The sequence below is a fragment of the Actinoplanes awajinensis subsp. mycoplanecinus genome, from assembly GCF_001509495.1.
Classification (GTDB): domain Bacteria; phylum Actinomycetota; class Actinomycetes; order Mycobacteriales; family Micromonosporaceae; genus Actinoplanes; species Actinoplanes palleronii.
Window position 1 is genome coordinate 17,359 of the sequence record NZ_LLZH01000134.1, and the last position, 19,598, is coordinate 36,956.

At 70.0% G+C, this 19,598-nt stretch carries 18 protein-coding genes; 11 read left to right on the forward strand and 7 right to left on the reverse strand.

Going from position 1 to position 19,598, the window contains the following annotated elements; genetic code table 11:
• Nucleotides 1–30: 30 nt before the first annotated feature.
• Complete coding sequence (ahcY, locus tag ADL15_RS17105; RefSeq protein ID WP_067691507.1) at nt 31–1,491, reverse strand: adenosylhomocysteinase; 1,461 nt, start codon at nt 1,489–1,491, stop codon at nt 31–33.
• A 129-nt stretch (nt 1,492–1,620) separates the two neighbouring features.
• Nucleotides 1,621–2,493 carry a WD40 repeat domain-containing protein gene (locus tag ADL15_RS17110; protein ID WP_067691509.1) on the reverse strand — a complete coding sequence of 291 codons (873 nt, stop codon included), beginning with the start codon at nt 2,491–2,493 and terminating at the stop codon, nt 1,621–1,623.
• Between the two features lie 64 nt (nt 2,494–2,557).
• Here ADL15_RS17110 and ADL15_RS17115 point away from each other — a divergent pair, with 64 nt between their 5' ends.
• From ADL15_RS17115 to ADL15_RS17135, 5 genes are all read left to right on the forward strand, one after another.
• The gene (locus tag ADL15_RS17115; protein WP_232344175.1) at nt 2,558–3,535 is read left to right on the forward strand and encodes a LacI family DNA-binding transcriptional regulator; all 978 of its coding nucleotides are present in this window, start codon (nt 2,558–2,560) and stop codon (nt 3,533–3,535) included.
• A 78-nt stretch (nt 3,536–3,613) separates the two neighbouring features.
• Nucleotides 3,614–3,940, forward strand: a complete 327-nt coding sequence (locus tag ADL15_RS17120; RefSeq protein ID WP_067691515.1) for a YciI family protein — start codon at nt 3,614–3,616, stop codon at nt 3,938–3,940.
• 87 nt (nt 3,941–4,027) lie between these two features.
• Nucleotides 4,028–5,614, forward strand: coding sequence for a methyl-accepting chemotaxis protein (locus tag ADL15_RS17125; protein WP_067691518.1), 1,587 nt, complete (start codon nt 4,028–4,030; stop codon nt 5,612–5,614).
• 134 nt (nt 5,615–5,748) lie between these two features.
• Entirely contained in the window at nt 5,749–7,734 is a 1,986-nt protein-coding gene (locus ADL15_RS17130) for a glycosyl hydrolase family 28-related protein (protein ID WP_232344176.1), read from the forward strand.
• Between the two features lie 128 nt (nt 7,735–7,862).
• Nucleotides 7,863–8,750, forward strand: a complete 888-nt coding sequence (locus ADL15_RS17135) for an NAD-dependent epimerase/dehydratase family protein (RefSeq protein WP_067691532.1) — start codon at nt 7,863–7,865, stop codon at nt 8,748–8,750.
• A 43-nt stretch (nt 8,751–8,793) separates the two neighbouring features.
• Here ADL15_RS17135 and ADL15_RS53000 read toward each other — a convergent pair whose 3' ends face one another.
• Nucleotides 8,794–8,964, reverse strand: coding sequence for a hypothetical protein (locus ADL15_RS53000; protein WP_157441422.1), 171 nt, complete (start codon nt 8,962–8,964; stop codon nt 8,794–8,796).
• A gap of 23 nt (nt 8,965–8,987) precedes the next feature.
• Between ADL15_RS53000 and ADL15_RS17140 the strand changes: the two genes are divergently transcribed.
• Complete coding sequence (locus tag ADL15_RS17140) at nt 8,988–10,073, forward strand: Gfo/Idh/MocA family protein (RefSeq protein ID WP_067691535.1); 1,086 nt, start codon at nt 8,988–8,990, stop codon at nt 10,071–10,073.
• A 49-nt stretch (nt 10,074–10,122) separates the two neighbouring features.
• Here the strand turns inward: ADL15_RS17140 and ADL15_RS17145 are convergent, their stop codons facing one another.
• From ADL15_RS17145 to ADL15_RS17155, 3 genes are all read right to left on the reverse strand, one after another.
• Nucleotides 10,123–11,775 (reverse strand): FG-GAP and VCBS repeat-containing protein, encoded by a 1,653-nt coding sequence (locus ADL15_RS17145; RefSeq protein WP_067691538.1) that lies wholly within the window; start codon nt 11,773–11,775, stop codon nt 10,123–10,125.
• A 125-nt stretch (nt 11,776–11,900) separates the two neighbouring features.
• The gene (locus tag ADL15_RS17150) at nt 11,901–13,553 is read right to left on the reverse strand and encodes a rhamnogalacturonan lyase B N-terminal domain-containing protein (protein ID WP_067691541.1); all 1,653 of its coding nucleotides are present in this window, start codon (nt 13,551–13,553) and stop codon (nt 11,901–11,903) included.
• Between the two features lie 63 nt (nt 13,554–13,616).
• Nucleotides 13,617–14,762: a molybdopterin-binding protein gene (locus tag ADL15_RS17155; RefSeq protein WP_198170833.1), complete on the reverse strand. Its 1,146-nt coding sequence runs from the start codon at nt 14,760–14,762 to the stop codon at nt 13,617–13,619.
• Nucleotides 14,763–14,931: 169 nt separating this feature from the next.
• On the opposite strand from ADL15_RS17155, the gene ADL15_RS17160 reads away from it, so the two are divergent.
• Genes ADL15_RS17160 through ADL15_RS17175 form a run of 4 tightly spaced genes read left to right on the forward strand, consistent with a single transcriptional unit; the run spans nt 14,932 to nt 17,901 of the window.
• Nucleotides 14,932–15,339, forward strand: coding sequence for a TOBE domain-containing protein (locus tag ADL15_RS17160; protein ID WP_067691543.1), 408 nt, complete (start codon nt 14,932–14,934; stop codon nt 15,337–15,339).
• Entirely contained in the window at nt 15,336–16,079 is a 744-nt protein-coding gene (gene modA, locus ADL15_RS17165; RefSeq protein WP_067691546.1) for a molybdate ABC transporter substrate-binding protein, read from the forward strand. The genes ADL15_RS17160 and modA overlap by 4 nt, the downstream gene beginning before the upstream one ends.
• Entirely contained in the window at nt 16,076–16,864 is a 789-nt protein-coding gene (locus ADL15_RS17170; RefSeq protein WP_083971358.1) for an ABC transporter permease, read from the forward strand. Before modA ends, ADL15_RS17170 begins: the two co-directional genes overlap by 4 nt.
• A complete protein-coding gene (locus ADL15_RS17175; RefSeq protein ID WP_067691777.1) occupies nt 16,861–17,901 on the forward strand; it encodes an ABC transporter ATP-binding protein in 1,041 nt (346 codons plus the stop codon). The genes ADL15_RS17170 and ADL15_RS17175 overlap by 4 nt, the downstream gene beginning before the upstream one ends.
• On the opposite strand, the gene ADL15_RS17180 is transcribed toward ADL15_RS17175, so the two are convergent.
• Nucleotides 17,883–18,413 carry a hypothetical protein gene (locus tag ADL15_RS17180; protein WP_067691552.1) on the reverse strand — a complete coding sequence of 177 codons (531 nt, stop codon included), beginning with the start codon at nt 18,411–18,413 and terminating at the stop codon, nt 17,883–17,885. The two genes, ADL15_RS17175 and ADL15_RS17180, sit on opposite strands and share 19 nt — an antisense overlap.
• Before the next feature lie 124 nt (nt 18,414–18,537).
• On the opposite strand from ADL15_RS17180, the gene ADL15_RS17185 reads away from it, so the two are divergent.
• Nucleotides 18,538–19,464, forward strand: a complete 927-nt coding sequence (locus tag ADL15_RS17185; RefSeq protein WP_067691555.1) for a dioxygenase family protein — start codon at nt 18,538–18,540, stop codon at nt 19,462–19,464.
• The last annotated feature ends 134 nt before the right edge of the window (nt 19,465–19,598 follow it).

The window sequence follows — 19,598 nt, forward strand, 5'->3', positions numbered from 1 at the left end:
GACATAGGGCGCTATTTGGGTGCTAATACCTCAGTAGCGGTAGTGCTCCGGCTTGAACGGGCCCTCGACGTCGACGCCGAGGTACTCCGCCTGCTTCTTGGTCAGCGTGGTGAGCTTCACGCCGAGCGCGTCCAGGTGCAGCCGCGCGACCTTCTCGTCCAGGTGCTTGGGGAGGACGAAGACCTGCTTCTCGTACTCGCCCGGCTTGGTCCAGAGCTCGATCTGGGCCATCACCTGGTTGGTGAACGAGGCGGACATGACGAAGCTGGGGTGGCCGGTGGCGTTGCCCAGGTTCATCAACCGGCCCTCGGAGAGCACGATCACCGAGTGGCCGTCCGGGAAGCGCCACTCGTGCACCTGCGGCTTGATCTCGATCTTCTCGACGCCGGCCACCTTGTTCAGGCCGGCCATGTCGATCTCGTCGTCGAAGTGACCGACGTTGCCGACGATCGCGTTGTGCTTCATCGCCGACAGGTGCTCGACGGTGATGATGTCGGTGCCACCGGTGGTGGTGACGAAGATGTCGACCTGGCCGATGACGTCTTCGATCCGGGCGACCTGCAGGCCGTCCATCGCCGCCTGCAGCGCGCAGATCGGGTCGACCTCGGTCACCACGACGCGGGCGCCCTGGCCACGCAGCGTCTCCGCCGCGCCCTTGCCGACGTCGCCGTAACCGCAGACCAGCGCGAGCTTGCCGCCGAGCATCACGTCGGTCGCCCGGTTCAGGCCGTCGACCAGCGAGTGGCGGATGCCGTACTTGTTGTCGAACTTGCTCTTGGTGACCGCGTCGTTGACGTTGATCGCCGGGAAGAGCAGCGTGCCCTCCTTGGCCAGCTTGTAGAGCCGGGCCACACCGGTGGTGGTCTCCTCGGTCACGCCACGGATCTCCGACGCGATCTTGGTGAACCGCTGCGGGTCCGAGGCCAGGCTGGCCCGCAGGGTCTCCAGGATGATCGAGTACTCGTGGTTGTCGTCCTCGGTGGTGGCCGGGACCGCGCCCGCCGCCTCGAACTCGACGCCCTTGTGCACCAGCAGGGTGGCGTCGCCGCCGTCGTCCAGGATCATGTTCGGGCCCTGGCCGTTGCCGAAGTCGAAGAGCTGGGTGGTCGCCCACCAGTACTCCTCGAGCGACTCGCCCTTCCAGGCGAAGACCGGGACGCCGGCCGGGGCGTCGACGGTGCCGGTGCGGCCGACGACGGTCGCGGCAGCCGCCTCGTCCTGGGTGGAGAAGATGTTGCAGGAGACCCAGCGGACCTCGGCACCGAGTGCGATCAGCGTCTCGATCAGCACGGCGGTCTGCACGGTCATGTGCAGCGAGCCGGCGATCCGGGCGCCGGTCAGCGGCTTCGAGGTGCCGAACTCCTCGCGCAGCGACATCAGGCCCGGCATCTCGTGCTCGGCCAGACGCAGCTGGTGGCGGCCGGCCTCGGCCAGGTTGATGTCGGCGATCGCGAAGTCGAGACCATTGACCGATTTAAGTTTGTCGCTCATGAAAAGAGGGCTCCTCCCTCTCAGGAGGCGCCCTTACGTCACAACGCCCACGCCGAGCGTGGCGGACGTCATTGTCCGTTGCAGCGCCTCTCGGCTGGGCCTGCCTACTTTATCGCGTCCGTTCCTTGATCACATGCGCCTGAGGGTTCCGTCGGAATCGGTGACGATGTACGTCCCGTCACCCAGCGGTTTCAGGTCATATGCGTCGATCGTGACGATGCCCAGCTCGCCGAGCACCTCGCCGGTGCGGGTGTCGACCCGGAAGTGCCGCCACCAGTCGCCCTCCCGGGAGTGCTCGCCGGAGATCACCACGACCGCGGTCGCGTCGTCCAGATAACCGCCGGTCCACTCGAGGAACACCTCCCCGATGTTGACGTCCGGGCCGAGCAGATCGGCGAAACCGGCGAGCGCCACCCGGGCCTGGACGTCACCGCCAGGGAAGGCGTGGAAGGCCACGTCCTCCTGGCCGTGTTCGACCGTGAGGAACTGCGTGCCGTCCGGGGAGATCGCGACCAGGCAGCGGTCCTCCCACGGGTAGGTGTGCAGGTCTTTGCCTTCGGCCCGGAAGATCGTGGAGCCGTTCTGGCCCTCGTCGACCTCGAGCAGCATGTGGCGACCGTCCGGGGAGGCGACCTGCTGGCCGCCCTGCCCGGTGATCTCCAGCTGGTGCTCGACGCGCGGCTCGCCGGACGACGCGTCCAGGGCGACCCAGCGGTCCCGCTCGCCGCGGCCCGCCTCGGCGTCCGGCAGATACACCCAGACCAGGGCGTCGTCGCCGGACCAGGCGCAGATGCCGCCCAGGCTCTCCTGCGGCCAGCGCCACAGCTCCCGGCCGCCCGGATCGACGCAGATCACCCCGGAGTCGGTGGCCAGGGCCAGCCGGTCCAGCGAGGAGGCGACCGCGTAGCCCTCGGCATCGTGCCCGCCGAAGGTGTGGACGAGCTGCAGATCGGCGTCGAAAACCTCGATGCCGTTCGTGGTGGAGCGGGAGATCACGCGCACCCGGGGAGCGTAACGGGAGTTCAACTAGTCACGTGAACGGATGAGAAAACATCAAGGACCTTCCATGAGACATCAAAAACCCATCATTCTGTACGGCGTGAAGCACCCGTACCGGATCCGGGAGATCGCCACGCGCGCCGGCTTGAGCCCGGCGACCGTGGACCGTGTGTTGCACCAGCGCGGTGGGGTGCGGGACAGCACCGTCCGCCAGGTGCACGAGGCGATCGCCGAGCTGGACCGGTCGCCGCCGGCCGGTCGTACGTTCGCGATCGACCTGGTGTTGCCGGCCTCCCGGCAGCTCGGCACCGACGCGCGTGCCGCCCTCGACGCCGAGCTGCCGTGCCTGGCACCGATCGCGGTCCGCCCCCGGTTCCACTTCATCGCCGACCCGGTCCCGATCCTGGACCGGCTGGCCCGGTCGGATTCGCACGGCGTGGTGGTGCTGGCCCCGCCGACGCCGGAGGTGGCCGACGCGGTGAGCCGGCTGGAGATGCCGGTGGTGACGCTGAACGTGGACCTGCCGGTCGGCAAGCGGATCGCGCACGTCGGGGTGGACGACTTCGAGGCCGGGGCGACAGCGGCGTACCTGGTCGAGCAGTGGCTGCACGACCGGGCCGGCGACGTCCTGGTGATCGACGGGCCGGATGCCGAGCGCCGGACGGCGGGGTTCCGTTCGGTGCTGGCTCCCGCTCGGCGTCTGCGGGTGGTGGCCGGTCCGGATCAGGTGCGGGCCACGCTGGCGGGCACACACACCATCCGCGCGGTCTACGCGCCACGGACCGGCGGGAGCGCCGAGGTGGTCACGGCGTTCGAGGCCGAGGACCGCCGCTACGACGTGTTCGTGGCGCACGGGCTGGACGAGGAGAACCTCACCCTGCTGCGTACCCAGCGGCTCTCCGCGGTGCTGCACCAGGATCTGCGCACCGACCTGCGGCACGCCTGCCGGGCGATCCTGCGGGCGCAGGGGGCGCTGCCCGGGCCGATCCGTTCGCACCCGGCGCCGGTCCAGGTGATCACTCCGTTCAACGCGCCGAATTTTTAGCGCTTCTTTTTCGCTCGAGGTGTCCTGAGCGGGTCCGGCCGTTCGTCACCTGGGTGAAGACCGTCGAAGGAGACTGAGATGAAGTACATGATGTTCGTCTGCACCGACACCGAGCCGGAGACCGAGTTCGAGGCCCCGGACATCGAGAAGTGGGTGGCCGAGAACGACGCCAACGGCCGGCGGGTGCTGGGCAACCAGCTCGCCCAGCCGTCGGCGGCCACCACGGTCCGGGTCCGCGGCGGCGAGCTGCTGCTCACCGACGGGCCGTTCGCCGAGACCAAGGAAGTGATCGTGGGCTTCGACATCCTCGAGTGCGCCGACCTGGACGAGGCGATCGAGGTGGCCCGCGCCCACCCGATGTCCTGGGCCGGCCGGGTGGAGCTGCGGCCCTACTTCGGCGACTGAGATCCGCACCAGGATTGCTCCAGCTCACTGGTCAGTCATCCCCTTGTCGGTGCCGAAGTAACGGTTACCGACGAGGAGAGGAACACCATGACCGGTAACCGTGGGCTGGGGCAGTGGTGCCGGGACCGCAGGGTCTCCACCAAGGTGCTCGCGGTCGCCGGAGTCGCGATCGCCGGGACGGTGGTGACCGGCGCGCTGAGCGTGACCGGCATCAGCGACATGGCGAGCACCCGGAACGCCGAGATCGGCATGATGGCGCCGTACATCTCGAACCTGAACGACGCGGCGCTCTCGCTCAAGGCCGCCGCCAACGACGAGCGCGGCTACCTGCTCGAGGGCGACAAGAAGTTCGCCACCGAGGCGCTCGGCCGGCAGGAGAAGGTCACCGCGTCGTTCGACGCGGCCCGCAAGCTGGTCACCGGCGACCCGGCCGCCAGGGTCGACGAGATCGAGGCGGCCAGCAACACCTGGTTCGTGGCGATCAAGTCGGAGTTCGACCTCTTCCAGGCCAAGCCCGAGGCTGCGACCACGCTGGCGCTGGAGACCAACCGGGACCTGCGCAAGGTCTACGAGGGCCTGCTCTCCGCGGAGATCACCTCGGCCAACCAGGCGATGGTCGCGGGCCAGGACTTCGACCACGCGGTGGACCGCACCCGCAACCTGGTGATCATCGCGCTGATCTCCGCGCTGCTGCTCGGTGTGAGCTGCGCCCTCTACGTCGCCCGGCTGATCATCGTGCCGCTGCGCAAGGTCAGCGGGGTGCTGGACCAGGTCGCCGCGGGTGACCTCTCCGGCGACCCGGACGTGCACCAGCGCGACGAGCTCGGCCACATGGCCGACTCGCTGCGTGCCGCGACCACCTCGCTGCGGCAGACCGTCACCGACCTGACCGCGCACTCCGACTCGCTGGCCCACGAGGCCGGCTCGCTCGCCGCGACCAGCAAGCAGAGCGCCGGCAGCGCCGAGGAAGGCGCCCAGCAGGCCGCCACGGTGGCCGAGTCGGCCGCCACCATGTCGTTCAACATCCAGACCGTGGCGGCCGGCTCCGAGGAGATGGGCGCGTCGATCCGGGAGATCAGCGAGAGCGCCACCCAGGCCGTGCACGTCGCGAACCGGGCGGTCGAGGTCACCGCGAACACCAGCGCCGTGATGGCCAAGCTCGGCGAGTCCTCGGCCGAGATCGGTGACGTGATCAAGACGATCACCGCGATCGCCGAGCAGACCAACCTGCTCGCGCTGAACGCCACCATCGAGTCGGCTCGGGCCGGCGAGATGGGCAAGGGTTTCGCGGTGGTGGCCAGCGAGGTCAAGGAGTTGTCCCAGGAGACCGCGCGGGCCACCGAGGACATCGGCCAGCGGGTCGCCGCGATCCAGGCCGACACCGCCGGAGCGGTCGCCGCGATCGAGGAGATCAGCGAGATCATCAACCGGATCAACGAGTTCCAGACCACCATCGCCTCGGCGGTGGAGGAGCAGACCGTCACCACCAACGAGATGAGCCGCAACGTCACCGAGGCGGCCGAGGCCGGCGCCCGGGTCGCCGACACGATCACCGGTGTCGCGGCGTCGGTGCAGCTCACCACGGTCGGCGTGACCGAGGCCGACCGGGCCGCCACCCAGCTGGCCGGGATGTCGACCGACCTGCGCCGGATCGTGGAGCGCTTCACGCTCTGATTTTGCAAGGCGGCGGCATCACCGTGGTGGTGCCGCCGCAAGAAATGCGATCACCGATGAAACATTCAAGCAATTCATCGGAAAACTGGGACTGACCCTTGTGGAGCAGATCACAGAAATCTATGGTCGGCGACATGTTCGCTCCGCCCCGCTGGGCCGCTCTCCTGGCCACACCGCTGGTCACCCTCGGCGTGGCGATCGGCCCGGCCGACGCCGCCGCTGCACATCAACTGTCCATCACCCCCGCGGTCACCCGTGCCGCTCTTGATCCGGCTCTGGTCGCCGGACGCGGCGCACGAGTCGCGTTCGCCGAGCAGGAGGCCGAGCACGCCGTCACCACCGGCGTCGTGCTCAGCCCCGACCGGACCGCATACACCCTGGCCTCCGAGGCCTCCGGTCGTTCCGCCGTCACCCTGGACCCGGGGGAGTACGTCGAGTTCACCCTGCCCAAGGCCGCCAACGCGATCACCGTGCGGTACAGCCTCCCGGATGCGCCGGCCGGTGGCGGGATCACCGCGCCGCTGTCGGTGGGCACACCGGGCGGGACGCGCACCATGACGCTGACCTCGCAGTTCTCCTGGCTCTACAACCAGTACCCGTTCAGCAACGACCCGCAGGCCGGACTGCTGCACCCGGACTGGTGGATCACCGAGTGCGCCTGCGTGCCGGCCGCCACCGAGCCGGCGCCGGTGATCAGCAAGCCGTTCCGGCCGGCGCACTTCTACGACGAGCAGCGGCTGCTGCTGGGCCGCACCTACCGGGCCGGCGACAAGATCCGGCTCACCGCCCGCCAGGCGCCCACCACCATCGACCTGCTCGACTCCGAGCTGGTCGGCGCGCCGAAGGTCGACCTGGGCGGGGTGAACGTGCTGCTCTTCGGCGCCGACCCGACCGGCCGGCGGGACGCGGCACCGGCCATCGAGAAGGCCATCGCGTTCGCCAAGAAGATCCACCGCGCGGTCTACCTGCCGCCGGGCGTCTTCCAGGTGAACCGGCACCTCGTCGTGGACGACGTGACGATCACCGGGGCCGGCAACTGGTACACCAAGGTCAAGGGCCACGAGGTGGCACTCGACCCGCCGGCCGCCGACGGCTCGGTGCACACCGGCGTCGGTTTCTACGGCAAGGACGCCGCGCAGGGTGGCAGCCGGAACGTGCACCTCGCCGACTTCGCGATCGAGGGCGACGTGCGCGAGCGCATCGACACCGACCAGGTGAACGCGATCGGCGGCGCGATGAGCGACTCGTCGATCTCCGGGCTGCACCTCCGGCACACCAAGGTCGGCCTGTGGTTCGACGGTCCGATGTCGAACGTCAAGGTGCTCGGCAACATCATCGTCGACCAGATCGCCGACGGGCTGAACTTCCACACCGGGGTCACCGGGTCGCTGGCCCGGGACAACTTCGTCCGCAACACCGGTGACGACGCGCTGGCGATGTGGGCGGAGAAGACCACCAACAGCGGCAACACCTTCGACCGCAACACGGTGCAGACGCCCACCCTGGCCAACGGGATCGCGATCTACGGCGGCACCGACACCACGGTCTCGGGGAACCTGGTCGCCGACCCGATCCGGGAGGGCAGCGGCATCCACGCCGGCTCGCGCTTCGGGGCCGAGCCGTTCGCCGGGTACCTGCGGATCGCCGACAACACCACGGTCCGGGCCGGGACGTTCGACCTGAACTGGAAGATCGGCCTCGGCGCGATCTGGTTCTTCGCGCTCGACAAGAGCATCAACGCGGACATCCAGGTGACCGGCGACCACTTCCTGGACAGCACCTACAACGCGATCATGCTGGTCTCCGACTGGGCGGTGAAGGACCAGTACTCGATCACCGGGGCGCACTTCAAGGACATCCGGGTGGACGGCACCGGCACCAGCGTGGTCAGCGCCCGGGCCGCCGGTGGCGCCACGTTCGAGAACGTCGACGCCCGCAACGTCGGCGCGGTCGGTGTGAACAACTGCGGCTCGTTCCACTTCACGCCGAGCGGATCCGAGTTCACCCTCAGTGACCTGGGTGGCAACGATGGGGGATGGCTGTCGCCGTTCGCCCCCAACGTGATCACCTGCGACGACCGTCCGCCGGTGGTCGCGCCGCCCGCACCTTCTGCCTGGTGACCGTTTCTTTCGACTAGGCCGTTTCTTTTTTGGAACAGGCTGCGGCCGTACCCGACGATTCGGGTACGGCCGTCGTCCTTGGTAGCCTGGTTGGCGGATTTGCCGCGGCTTGAGAGTTGGGAACTACGTTGAGTCAAACTCTGCTGGTCACGGGTGGTGCCGGGTTCGTCGGAACCGCTCTGATCAGGTCCTTGCTGACCGAGTTCCCGGACGCCACCGTCGTCTCGCTGGACAATTACTTCACCGGCACGCCCGAGAACCACATCGACGATTCCCGGATCTCGTACCTGGAGGGGTCGACCGTCGACCTCGCCAAGATCTGGGCGGCGCACGGGCTGCCGGCTCCCGAGCTGGTGTTCCACCTGGGTGAGTACTCACGCATCGTGCAGTCCTTCGAGGACCACGACCTGACCTGGGACTTCAACGTCCTGGGCACCAAAGAGGTAATCAAGTTCACCGCCACCGCCGGCGCCAAGCTGATCTATGCCGGCTCCAGCTCGAAGTTCGGCAACGACGGCGACGACGAGAACCTCAACCCGTACGCCTGGACCAAGGCGAAGAACATCGAGTACATCAAGAACTACTCGAACTGGTTCGGCCTGGACTACGCGATCACGTACTTCTACAACGTCTACGGACCGGGACAGATCGCCAACGGCAAGTACGCCACCGTGATCGGCATCTTCGAGCGGCTGTACCTCGCCGGCCTGCCGCTGACCGTGGTGTCGCCGGGGACGCAGACCCGCGACTTCACCCACATCGACGACATCGTCCGCGGCCTGCTCCTGGTGGCCCGCGGTGGCACCGGCGACGGTTACCTGCTCGGCACCGGCCGGGAGTGGCCGCTGGCCGAGGTCGCCACGATGTTCGGCACCGAGATCCAGCTGATCCCGGCTCTGCCCGGCGAGCGGGTGCGCGGCAAGGCCGACCTCACCAAGGCGGCCGGCCTGGGCTGGCAGCCGGAGAACCAGCTCGACAAGTACATCGCCGGCTTCGTGGCTGCCAACCCTCGGTGAAATCCCGAGTGTGTGAAGTTTGGGTGCGCTCCGCGCCCAAACTTCACACACTCGGGTTGCCCGGGGCGTCGCCCTCGCCGATCTGCCAGCCGTAGAAGCACTGCGCGATCGTCTGGGTGATCGCGTTCAGCACCCTGGCGTTGACCAGTACCGCCGAGATGCTCAGATGCAGCGTCTCTCCATAATGACGTGGCGTAGCTAACGCATCACCCACCGTTCCGATTACCATGCACAGGCATGGATGCGATCGGTGTGGCGGTGATCGGTCTCGGCTGGATGGGGCGGGTGCACACCCAGGCGTACCTCCGGGTGCGGCAGCACTACCCGGCGTTACCCGTACCGGAGCTGATCGCCGTGGCCGACGACGTGCCGGACCGGGCCGCCCAGGCCGCGGCCCGCTACGGTTTCGCGACCTCGGCCACCGACTGGCATGCGCTGCTCGACGACCCGCGGATCGTGGCGGTGAGCATCACCGCGCCGAACTTCCTGCACCGGGAGATCGGCGCCGCGTTCGCCGGGTCCGGCCGGCACCTCTGGATCGAGAAACCGGTCGGGCTGAGCGCCGACGACGCCCGGGCGATCGTCGGCCCCGGCCAGGTCAGCGTCGGCTTCAACTATCGGCACGCGCCGGCGGTGCAGCGGGCCCGGGCGATCCTGGCGGCCGGCGGGATCGGCGCCGTCACGCACGCCCGGTTCCGGTTCTTCAGCGACTACGCCGCCGCCCCGGACGCCGCGCTGACCTGGCGCTTCGAGCGGGCCCGCGGCGGCGACGGCGTGCTCGGCGACCTCGGCGCGCACGCCGTCGACCTGGTCCGGCACCTGCTCGGCGAGATCGACGAGGTGGTGGCCGCGGACACCGCGATCTTCATTCCGCGGCGGCCCGAGCCGGGCGGTGCGACCACCGGTCACGCGCGTGGCGCCGGACCGTTGCGCGAGGTGGAGAACGACGACTGGTTCGCGGCCCTGCTGCGCGTCGCCGGCGGCGCCCGGGTGGTGGTGGAGGCGAGCCGGGTGGCGACCGGCGAGCAGAACCATTACGGCTTCGCCGTGCACGGCACCGAAGGCATGCTGAGCTGGGACTTCCGGCGGATGGGCGAGCTGCTGGTGAACGGCGAACCGGTCTTCGCCGGCCCTGGTGACGGGGAGTACGCCGCGTTCCAGCCCGGCGCCGGGATCGCGATGAGCTACGACGACCTGAAGGTGATCGAGGCGGCGCTGTTCCTGCGCTCCATCGTCGACGGTGCGCCGCACGGTCCGACGCTGACCGACGCGATCCGGGCCGCCGAGGTGCTCGCCGAGATCGCCGGCCGGGCCGGGAAGTGACAGGGGAAAGGGGCCCGGCACCCGCCGGACCCCTTCACCAGTCGTGCGTTCAGGACGGCAACGCGCGTCCGAAGTTGGTGCCGATGCCCACCCCGAGCGTGTATCCGCTGATCATCGAGCCGGATCCGAGGCCCTTGGCGCCGCCGTAGAGGCGGGTCACCGAGCCCGAGGAGTAACCGGTGGTGTTCCCGTTGACCATGTCCCAGGGGGCGCCGATCAGGGCGTCCAGGCCGCCGGAGCCGTTCAGGTTGCCGATCGCGACCGCGTAGCCGAAGTTCTCGCCGCGCCCGATGCTGTCCGGCACCCCGGCCGTCGCCTGGTTGATGGTCTGCGAGCCGACCCCGGTCAGGCCCTTCTTCGAGCCGCGGAGCAGCACCACGGCGCCGACTTCCCAGTCGTTGCCGTACCCCTCGCTCGGGATGCCGGTCAGCACGTCGGCGCGGCCGTCACCGGTCACGTCCCCGACCGCCAGCGAGCGGCCGAACTGGTCGCTGTCCTCGTTGGCGCCGGCGACGCCCTTGCTGTTCTGGTCCAGCGCGATCGCACCCTTGGCGGACAGCCCGGTCCGGCGACCGGCCAGGCTGACCACCATGCCCGAACCGCGCGTCATCGGCGAACCGATGACGATCTCGCCGTATCCGTCGCCGGTGGTGTCGCCGATCGCCATCGCGGGGTCGCCCAGGTCCCAGAAGTGCGTGCCGCTCTGTTTGACGGCCCTGGTGACCTGCATGCCGCTGACCGTGGTGACCTTGGTGAGGGCGACCCCGCGTGCGGTGCCCCAGAACTGGGTGACCAGGCCGCTGCCCGCCAGGGACTCGTCGAGGTCCTCGTCGGTCGCCTTGTTGTGGTCCTCCTGGGACGCGCCGACCACGAGTTCCTGGTACCGGTTCTTGTCGATCTTGCCGATCGCCAGCCCGGACCCGAATCGGTCGCCGGTCTCCGGTGCGCCGGGCACGCCCTTGGTGGCCTGGCTCAGCCACTGCGCGCCGGTGCTGGCGATGCCGGCGGCGCTGCCCTTGAGCACGACGACCGCGCCGGCGTCCCGCTTGCCGGCGATCTCCTTGCCCGGGATGCTGACGGCCAGGTCGGCCCGCCCGTCCCCGGTGATGTCCCCGGCGGCCATGCCGGCCCCGAACGCGTCACCCTCCTCGGAACTGCCGGGCACGCCGGCCGAGCTCTGGGTGAAGTGCTTCACGGCGGTCGGCCGCAGACCGGTGGAGCTGCCCGGGATGACCCAGACGGCGCCTGCGAGGCGGCCCAGGCGTTGCACGTCGGGCTCGAGGCTCGCCGCGGCGGCGAGGTCGTCGTACCCGTCGCCGTTGAAGTCACCGGAAACCATCTCGCCGCCGAAGCACAGGCAGTCGAGGACACCCGGCGGGGTCCCGATGCTCAGCTGATCCCGGAACGGCGAGGAGGAGTAGACGACGGTGACGCCGGCGCTGCCGGACGTGGCGATGTCATCCCGGCCGTCGCCGTCGAAGTCGGACCGGGTCGGGCCCTTGCCGGTGACCCGGGTGGCCGGGACCGGGGTGCGGGTGTGCCGCAGCGTGATGCCGTCCCGGACGATCTCGGCCGGGCCGGCGAGCGCCGTCGTGGTCCGGTGTTCGAGGGAGGAAACGGGGGAAGCGGCCTCGGCGGGTGCGGTCGCCAGCGCGGTGCTGGTGGCGACGGCCGCGACGAGCATGCTGCGGGTGAACTTCAACGGTGCTCCTGGTCTGTCGGGAACCGCAGAATACGCAATGGCTGCTTGCGTTGTTTGCCCGATGGTCTATTAAGGACAAAACGAGCGGGGATCCGGAAGGACCCCCGCTCCGCGTCGATCGATGGCTACGCCGGGTCGAGGGCCAGGCCGTCGAAGATGAAGTTCGGGCTCAGGAACGTCGCGCCGCTGCTGCCGCTGATCGTGGAGATCGACAGGGTGTTGCTGCCGGCCTTCAGCGCGCTCGCCGGGACGGTGAACGTGTACGTGGTGTTGATCCCCCGCCAGGTCCCCCGGGTGACGTTGCGGGAGTCCAGGTTGGCCGGGGCGGGTGAGGCCGACGACGGCGACGAGTAGCTGCCGATGGTGACCGCGGGACGGCCACCGGCGAACGCCGAGGTGGTCGCGATGCGCAGCTTGACGCCGTTGGCCGGGACGGAGGCGAGGGTGAAGTTCAGCGCCATCGGCGAGTTGACCGACTTGAACTCGGCCATCGGGAACTTCGCGGCGCCGGACGCGACGCTGTAGCTGCTCGCCGTCCAGGCGCCCATCCGGCTGTCCGACGGGTGCATGGTCTCGATCTTGTCGGCGTTCAGGAAGCCGGCCGGGGTGCCGTCGAACGTGCCGAGCTGGAAGAGCGTGCCGGCCGCCGGGACGTTGCCGGTGACCGCGAGCGAGGTGGTCGCCGCGGCGGTCACCGTGATCGTCTTGGGGGTGCCGACGGCCAGTTCACCGGCGTACAGGGTGGCGGTGTAGGTGCCCGGCTTGATGTGCCCGATCACGAACTTGCCGGACTTGACCGAGCCCCAGTACTGACCGTTCGTGCCGGCCAGCCCGACCGTCGCCTTCAGGCCGTTCCACGAGCCGCTCGCGGTGCCGGTCACGCCGCCGCGCTGGGCGTTGGAGAGCAGGCCCGGGATGTACGAGCTGAGGAAGTCCATGCTGTGCACGGTCGGCGACTCGCCGTCCGTGACCGCCAGGGCGTACGGGCCGTGCAGGCCGAGCCGGAGCGCCTCGGTCTGCTGGTGCCCGCTGAACATGTAGTGGGTGATGTTGACCGCGGTGCCGGTGTCGTTCACCTCGATGTCCCGGAAGAACGGGCCACCCGAGGTCATGTCGTTGTTGCCGGCGATGATGTACGCCCCGTGACCGTTTCCGCTCGCGCCGAACGGGGTCTGCGCGATCAGCCGCTGCGAGCTGAAGAACTTCGACGCGGTCTGGCCGCTCGCGAACGCGAACACGTCCGAGCCCTCGACCGTCGACGTGGTGCCGGACGTCTTCGCGGCCACCGGTGACGTGGTCAGCAGCGAGCTCTTGAGCCGGGTGATGAACCGGGCCTCACCCGGGTTCAGCGCCTTGGTGATGTCGGTGGCCATGTAGAGCGTGTTGTCGTTCTTGCGCGCGAAGTAGTACTGGGTCACGCCGATCGACGAGTTCGTCGCGCTGACCAGGATCGACGCGCCGCTGTTGAAGCTCTGGCTGGTGACCGTGGCGGACGACCAGCCGGACTCGAACTGCCCGGCGGCCTGACCGGAAGCGGTCAGCTCGGTGCCGTCGTGCTTCAGCGATGTCACGTTCCCGTTCGTGGTGTTCACCGCGAACGTCAGGCCGGTGCCGGTGTCGAAGGTGATGCTCGACGCGGCGTTCGCCCACGGCTGGCCGCCGAGCAGGCCGGCACCGGCCAGCACCGCGACCGCGGCGATGCCGCCGGCCAGGGCCTTCCGCTTCTTCCGGGAGGCCGGGCGCCGGTGCGAGGAGGGGAACTGGGGATCGGGGGTCATGACTCGAGGTGGCCACCGCCGACGGAAAGGTTGCCCAGGGCTCCTGACTTTTTCCGAAATCGGTCAGGGCAGGACCAGTCGTGGCGCTGGGTCGCCGCTGCGCCACGCAGCGGTGAGAACCGCGAGAGAATCCGCGGCCGCCGCGGTGTGCAGGCTGCCGGGGCGAGCGCCGGGCAGGATCCGGGTCCCGGTCACCGGCACGATGCGTACGCCCGCGGCATACAACCGGGCCTCCCCGGTCACCACGGCGGTGACCGGTGGCGCGACGGCCCGGCCGGCCAGCGCCGCGAGCAACGGCTCCAGCAGGGTCAGGGCGGCGACCAGTCCCGCGTACGGATTGCCCGGCAGGCTCACCACCCAGCGGCCGCCGGGCAGCTCGGCCAGCCCCTGCGGATGCCCGGGACGGCAGGCCACCCCGCGTACGTGCCACGTCGCGTCCAGCGCCGTCAGCACCCGGTGCAGGTGATCGGCGGCGCCGGCCGAGGACGAGCCGCTCACCACGACCACCTCGGCGCCCGGCCGGCCCAGCGCGTCGGCCAGCGCCACCGGGTCGTCCGGCAGCCGGGTGCTGCGGAGCAGGTGGCCACCGGCCCGTGCGGTGACCGCGCCGACCAGGCCGGTGAAGCTGTCCCGCACCTGCCCCGGCCCCGGCCGCCCGGAAGTGATCACCTCGTCGCCGGTGACGAACAGCGTGACCGCCGGCGGCCGGTGGGTGTGCAGCTCCTCGGCACCGGCCTGCACGGCCGCGGCCGCCATCGTCGCGGTGACCGGCCGTCCCTCGTCGGCCAGCAGGTCACCGGGCCGGAGGTCCTCACCGGCACGACGGATGTGCGGGCGCCGGGGCTCGCCGCTGATGAGGTCACCGTGCCGGGCGCTGTCCTCGTACGGAAGAACCGCCTCGGTCGTCGGTGGCACCGCCGCTCCCGTGCCGATCTCGATCGCGGTGCCGCCGAGCAGCGGATCGACCGGCTCGCCGGGCCCGGCCAGCCGGCGGCCGACGACCCGCCACGGACCCGGACCGGTGATCGCGTAGCCGTCCATGGCCGCGGTGTCGAACGCCGGGACCGCGACCGCGGCGCGCAGCGGCACGGCCAGAATCCGGCCGATCGCCGCGTCCGGTGTGGTTCGCTCGGCGGGCAGCGGCCGCGCCAGGTCACCGGCGGTCGCGTGGGCCACCGCCCACGGCATGCCGGGACCGTGCTCGATCATGAAGACCAGCTCTCGTCGTGGACCGTCGAAGTTGATGATGGGTCATGATCGCGGAACCCGGGTCACCTGATCGAGCCGCAGGTGCGGTCGGTAGCGCGGTAAGTGGCCCGAGTATGCCGGTGATGAATGACATTTTGGCTGGCAAGTGCGGAAGATTAAGGTGAGCGATATGACGGTGTTCCAGATCGGCGAGGCGGCCGAGTTGCTCGGGGTCAGCCCGGACACGGTGCGCCGCTGGGTCGATGCCGGCCGGCTCGCCGCCTCCCGAGACGAGCACGGCCACCGGGTGATCGACGGGGTCGACCTGGCCGGCTTCGTCCGGGCACAGGCCGCCGAGCCGGACGGGCGCTCGGATTCCTCGTCGGCCCGCAACCGGCTGCGCGGGATCGTGACCGCCGTGGTCAAGGACACCGTGATGGCTCAGGTCGACATCCAGGCCGGACCGTTCCGGCTGGTGTCGCTGATGAGCCGGGAAGCCGTCGACGAGCTGGACCTGCGGGTCGGCTCGGTGGCGGTGGCGGTCATCAAATCGACCACCGTGGTGGTGGAGCGGTCCACTGTGGGGAGAAGCAGTTGAAGATCAGGATCGCAGCGCTCGTGCTGGCACTGGGCCTGGCCGGGTGCAGCGGGGCGTCCGATGACAAGGCGGCGGAGAACAGCACGGTCACCGTGTTCGCGGCCGCGTCGCTCACCGAGTCGTTCACCACGCTCGGCAAGCAGTTCGAGGCGGCACACGACGGGACCACGGTGAAGTTCAACTTCGCCGGCAGCTCCGCGCTGGCCACCCAGATCAACCAGGGTGCGCCGGCCGACGTGTTCGCGTCGGCCGCGTCGAAGAACATGGCGGACGTCGCCGATGCCGTCAGCCCGACCATGTTCGCGAAGAACCAGCTGGTGATCGCGACCGCGAAGGGCAACCCGAAGAAGATCGCCGGTCTGGCCGACCTGACCAAGGCCGATCTCAAGGTCGCGCTCTGCGCCGAGGCGGTGCCCTGTGGCGCGGCCGCCAAGACGGCGCTGGAGGCGTCCGGGGTCAAGCTCACCCCGGTCACCCTGGAACAGGACGTGAAGGCGGCGCTCACCAAGGTCAAGCTGGGTGAGGTGGACGCGGCGCTGGTCTACCGCACCGACGCCAAGGCCTCGGCGGCCGACATCGACGCTGTCGAGTTCCCGGAGTCGGCCAAGGCGATCAACGAGTACCCGATCGCGGTGCTGAAGAACGCCACGAACGCGACCGGCGCGCAGCAGTTCGTCGACTACGTGCTCTCCGCCGACGGGCTGAAGGTGCTCGGCGAAGCCGGATTCCAGGCGCCGTGACCAGGCAGCGGGTCCCGATCGCGCTGCTGGTGCCGGCGATCGGTGGACTGATCTTCCTGGTCCTGCCGCTCGCCGGGCTCCTCTGGCGCACCCCGTGGACAACGCTGCTGTCCCGGCTCACCGAGCCGGGCGTGGTCCAGGCGCTGCGGTTGTCGTTGCTGACCGCGAGCCTGGCCACCCTGCTCTGCCTGGTGCTGGGCGTCCCGCTGGCCTGGGTGCTGGCCCGGGTCACGTTTCCCGGCCGGCGGGTGGTCCGGGCGCTGATCACCGTGCCGCTGGTGCTGCCACCGGTGGTCGGCGGCATCGCCCTGCTGCTCGCCCTCGGCCGGCGCGGCCTGATCGGCAGCTGGCTGGACTCGACGTTCGGGATCAGCCTGCCGTTCACCACGGCCGGGGTGGTGATCGCCGAGGCGTTCGTGGCGCTGCCGTTCCTGGTCATCTCGGTGGAGGGTGCGCTGCGCGGTGCCGACACCCGCTTCGAGGAGGCCGCCGCCACCCTCGGTGCGACCCGCTGGATCACGTTCACCCACGTGACGTTGCCGCTGGTGGCGCCGGGGATCGCGGCCGGCGGGGTGCTCTGCTGGGCGCGGGCGCTCGGCGAGTTCGGCGCTACGATCACCTTCGCCGGCAACTATCCGGGGATCACTCAGACCATGCCGCTCGCGGTCTACCAGACCATGGAGAGCGGCGACCTGGACGGAGCGGTGGTGCTCAGCCTGATCCTGCTGGTGGTGTCGGTGACGATCCTGGCCGGCCTGCGCGATCGGTGGCTGACCGCTCCATGACCTTGGATGCTCACCTGGTCGTGCACCGGGGCGACTTCCGCCTGGACCTCGAGTTGACCATCGCCGCGGGCGAGACGGTCGCCCTGCTCGGGCCGAACGGAGCCGGCAAGACCACCGCCCTGCGTGCCCTGGCCGGGCTCATCCCGTTGACCAGCGGACATGTCACCCTGGAGGACCGGGACCTCACCGAGGTGCCACCCGAGCGGCGCCGGGTCGGCGTGGTGTTCCAGGACTACCTGCTGTTTCCGCACCTCAGCGCACGGGACAACGTGGCGTTCGGCCCGCGGCGGCACGGTGCGGACCGGCGCGGCGCGCACGAGATCGCGGACCGGTGGCTGGCCCGGGTGGGGCTGACCGATTTCGCCCGCCGCAAACCGCGGCACCTCTCCGGCGGGCAGGCGCAGCGGGTCGCGCTGGCCCGGGCGCTCGCCGTCGACCCGGTGCTGCTGCTGCTCGACGAGCCGCTCGCGGCACTCGACGCGCGGACCCGGCTGGAGACCCGGGCCGAGCTGCACCGGCACCTGTCCGCGCATCCCGGCGCGACCCTGCTGGTCACCCACGATCCGCTGGACGCGCTGGTGCTCGCGGACCGGCTGGTCATCGTGGAGGACGGCCGGGTGGTCCAGGAGGGCGACGCGGCCACGATCACCGCCCAGCCCCGTACCGACTACGTGGCCCAGCTGGTCGGCCTCAACCTGTACCGCGGCCGGGGCGACGGTCACGTCGTACACCTGGAAGGTGGTTTTGCTCTGACCGCGACCGACGTCGTGCACGGCGCCGCGTTCGTGGCCTTCCCCCCGGCGGCCGTCGCGTTGCACCCGGCCCGGCCGGACGGCAGCCCCCGCAACACCTGGCCCGCGGTGCTCACCGACATCCAACGGCACGGCGACAACCTGCGGGTACGCCTGGACGGCCCGATCGTGGTGGCCGCCGACATCACCCCGGCCGCGGCCGCGCACCTGGATCTCGCGCCGGGCCGGGAGTTGTGGGCGGCGGTCAAGGCCAGCGAGACGCGGGCCTACCCGGTCAGCTCGTGAACGTGAAGTACTTCCACGTACTGGTACGCGGTCGACCCGATCTTCGCGGTCTTGTAGTGCTTGGTGATCGCGGTGCTCGCCGCCACCTTCGTGCCGACGGTCGACGTCACCGAGCGCGGGGCGAACCGGGTGTCGCCGGCGAACTTCACGGTGACCACGGTGTTGCGGGTGAGCGTGAGCGGCACCGAGTACAGGTGGTAGTCGTTCACCGTGCCGCTGCCCAGCAGCCGGGCGCCCTGGTCGGCGCCGGCCGGGTCGGACCAGATCTCGACCTTGCGATTGGTCCACGTGTCGCCGAGCGTGGCGGTGAACCGGACCGGCTCCGCGTACGAAAAAACGCTCTTGTTGTTCGTCAGCGACAGTGCCGGAGTGCTGAACGGCAGGGTGACGGTCAGCTGGGCGGTGACGACCGCATACCCGTCGAGCTCCGGTGTGGACGCGAGGTAGGTGATCGTGCCGCCGGCCGGCGGGGCGTCGGTGAGGTTGATGGCGCCGCCCTCGCCGAGCGGCACCCGGATCGGGAGTGTAGCCCCGGGTTATGACCGGTCCGGTATGGCGGCCGGGAGATCAACCACAGGTTATTCATAGGCTTCGATGTTGTGCTGCCTGCTTCGCCCCATTCAGGAGGTTGCAGACATGGCATCCGAACCGGATACCGACAACGCCGCGTATGTGCGCGCGGTGCATGACAAGGGTTTGGCGTTCGACCTCGGCACCATGTCCCGCCGGCGGATGCTCGCCGCGATCGGCGGGACCGGGGCCCTCGCACTGACCGGTGGCTCGGCTCTGCTCGCCGGCAGCGCCGAAGCTCACGAGATCACCTGCGCCGAGGAGGTCGAGTCGGAGACGGCCGGACCGTTCCCCGCCGACGGGTCCAACGGCATCGACGTGCGTACCGTCTCCGGTGTGGTCCGGCGCGACATCCGCCCCTCGTTCGGCGGGTCGACCGGCGTGGCGCACGGTGTGCCGCTGGTCTTCAGCGTGATCGTCCGCGACCTCGACTGCAAGCCGCTGGCCGGCGCCGCGGTCTACGTCTGGCACTGCGACCGGGAGGGGCGCTACTCGCTCTACTCCTCCGGTGTCACCGAGGAGAACTACCTGCGCGGCATCCAGGTCACCGACTTCTTCGGCCGCGTCACGTTCACCACGGTCTTCCCGGCCTGCTACACCGGCCGCTGGCCGCACATCCACTTCGAGGTCTACTCCTCGCTGGCCGACGCGACCAGCGGCGCCGGGCCGATCCGCAAGACCTCCCAGATCGCGTTCCCCGAGGCGGTGGCGGACAAGGTCTACGCCGAGGCGACCGGCTACGAGGCGAGCGTCACCAACATGGAACGCATCACGCTCGCCTCCGACATGGTCTTCGGCGACGACCTCGCCGCCCGGGAGATGGCCGACATCGCCGGCACCCCGCGCATCGGCTACGTCGCCCGCCTCGCCATCACGGTGGACCCGACCGCGGTCGAGGTCCCCGGCGGCCCGGGCGGTCCCGGCGGTCCCGGCGGTCCGCCGCCCGGAACCCCGCCCCCGACGGCCTCGCCGACCGCTTCCCCGTCCGCCTAGCGGCCTGGAGGATGGAATACGTCCAGCTCCGGGAGGGGGAAACCCAGAGCTGGACCCCCATTTTTGTACGACCTGGGCAGAGTCCCCGCCGGTCAGCACGCGACGCAGTCCCCACTCAGGACCGCCCAGCGCCC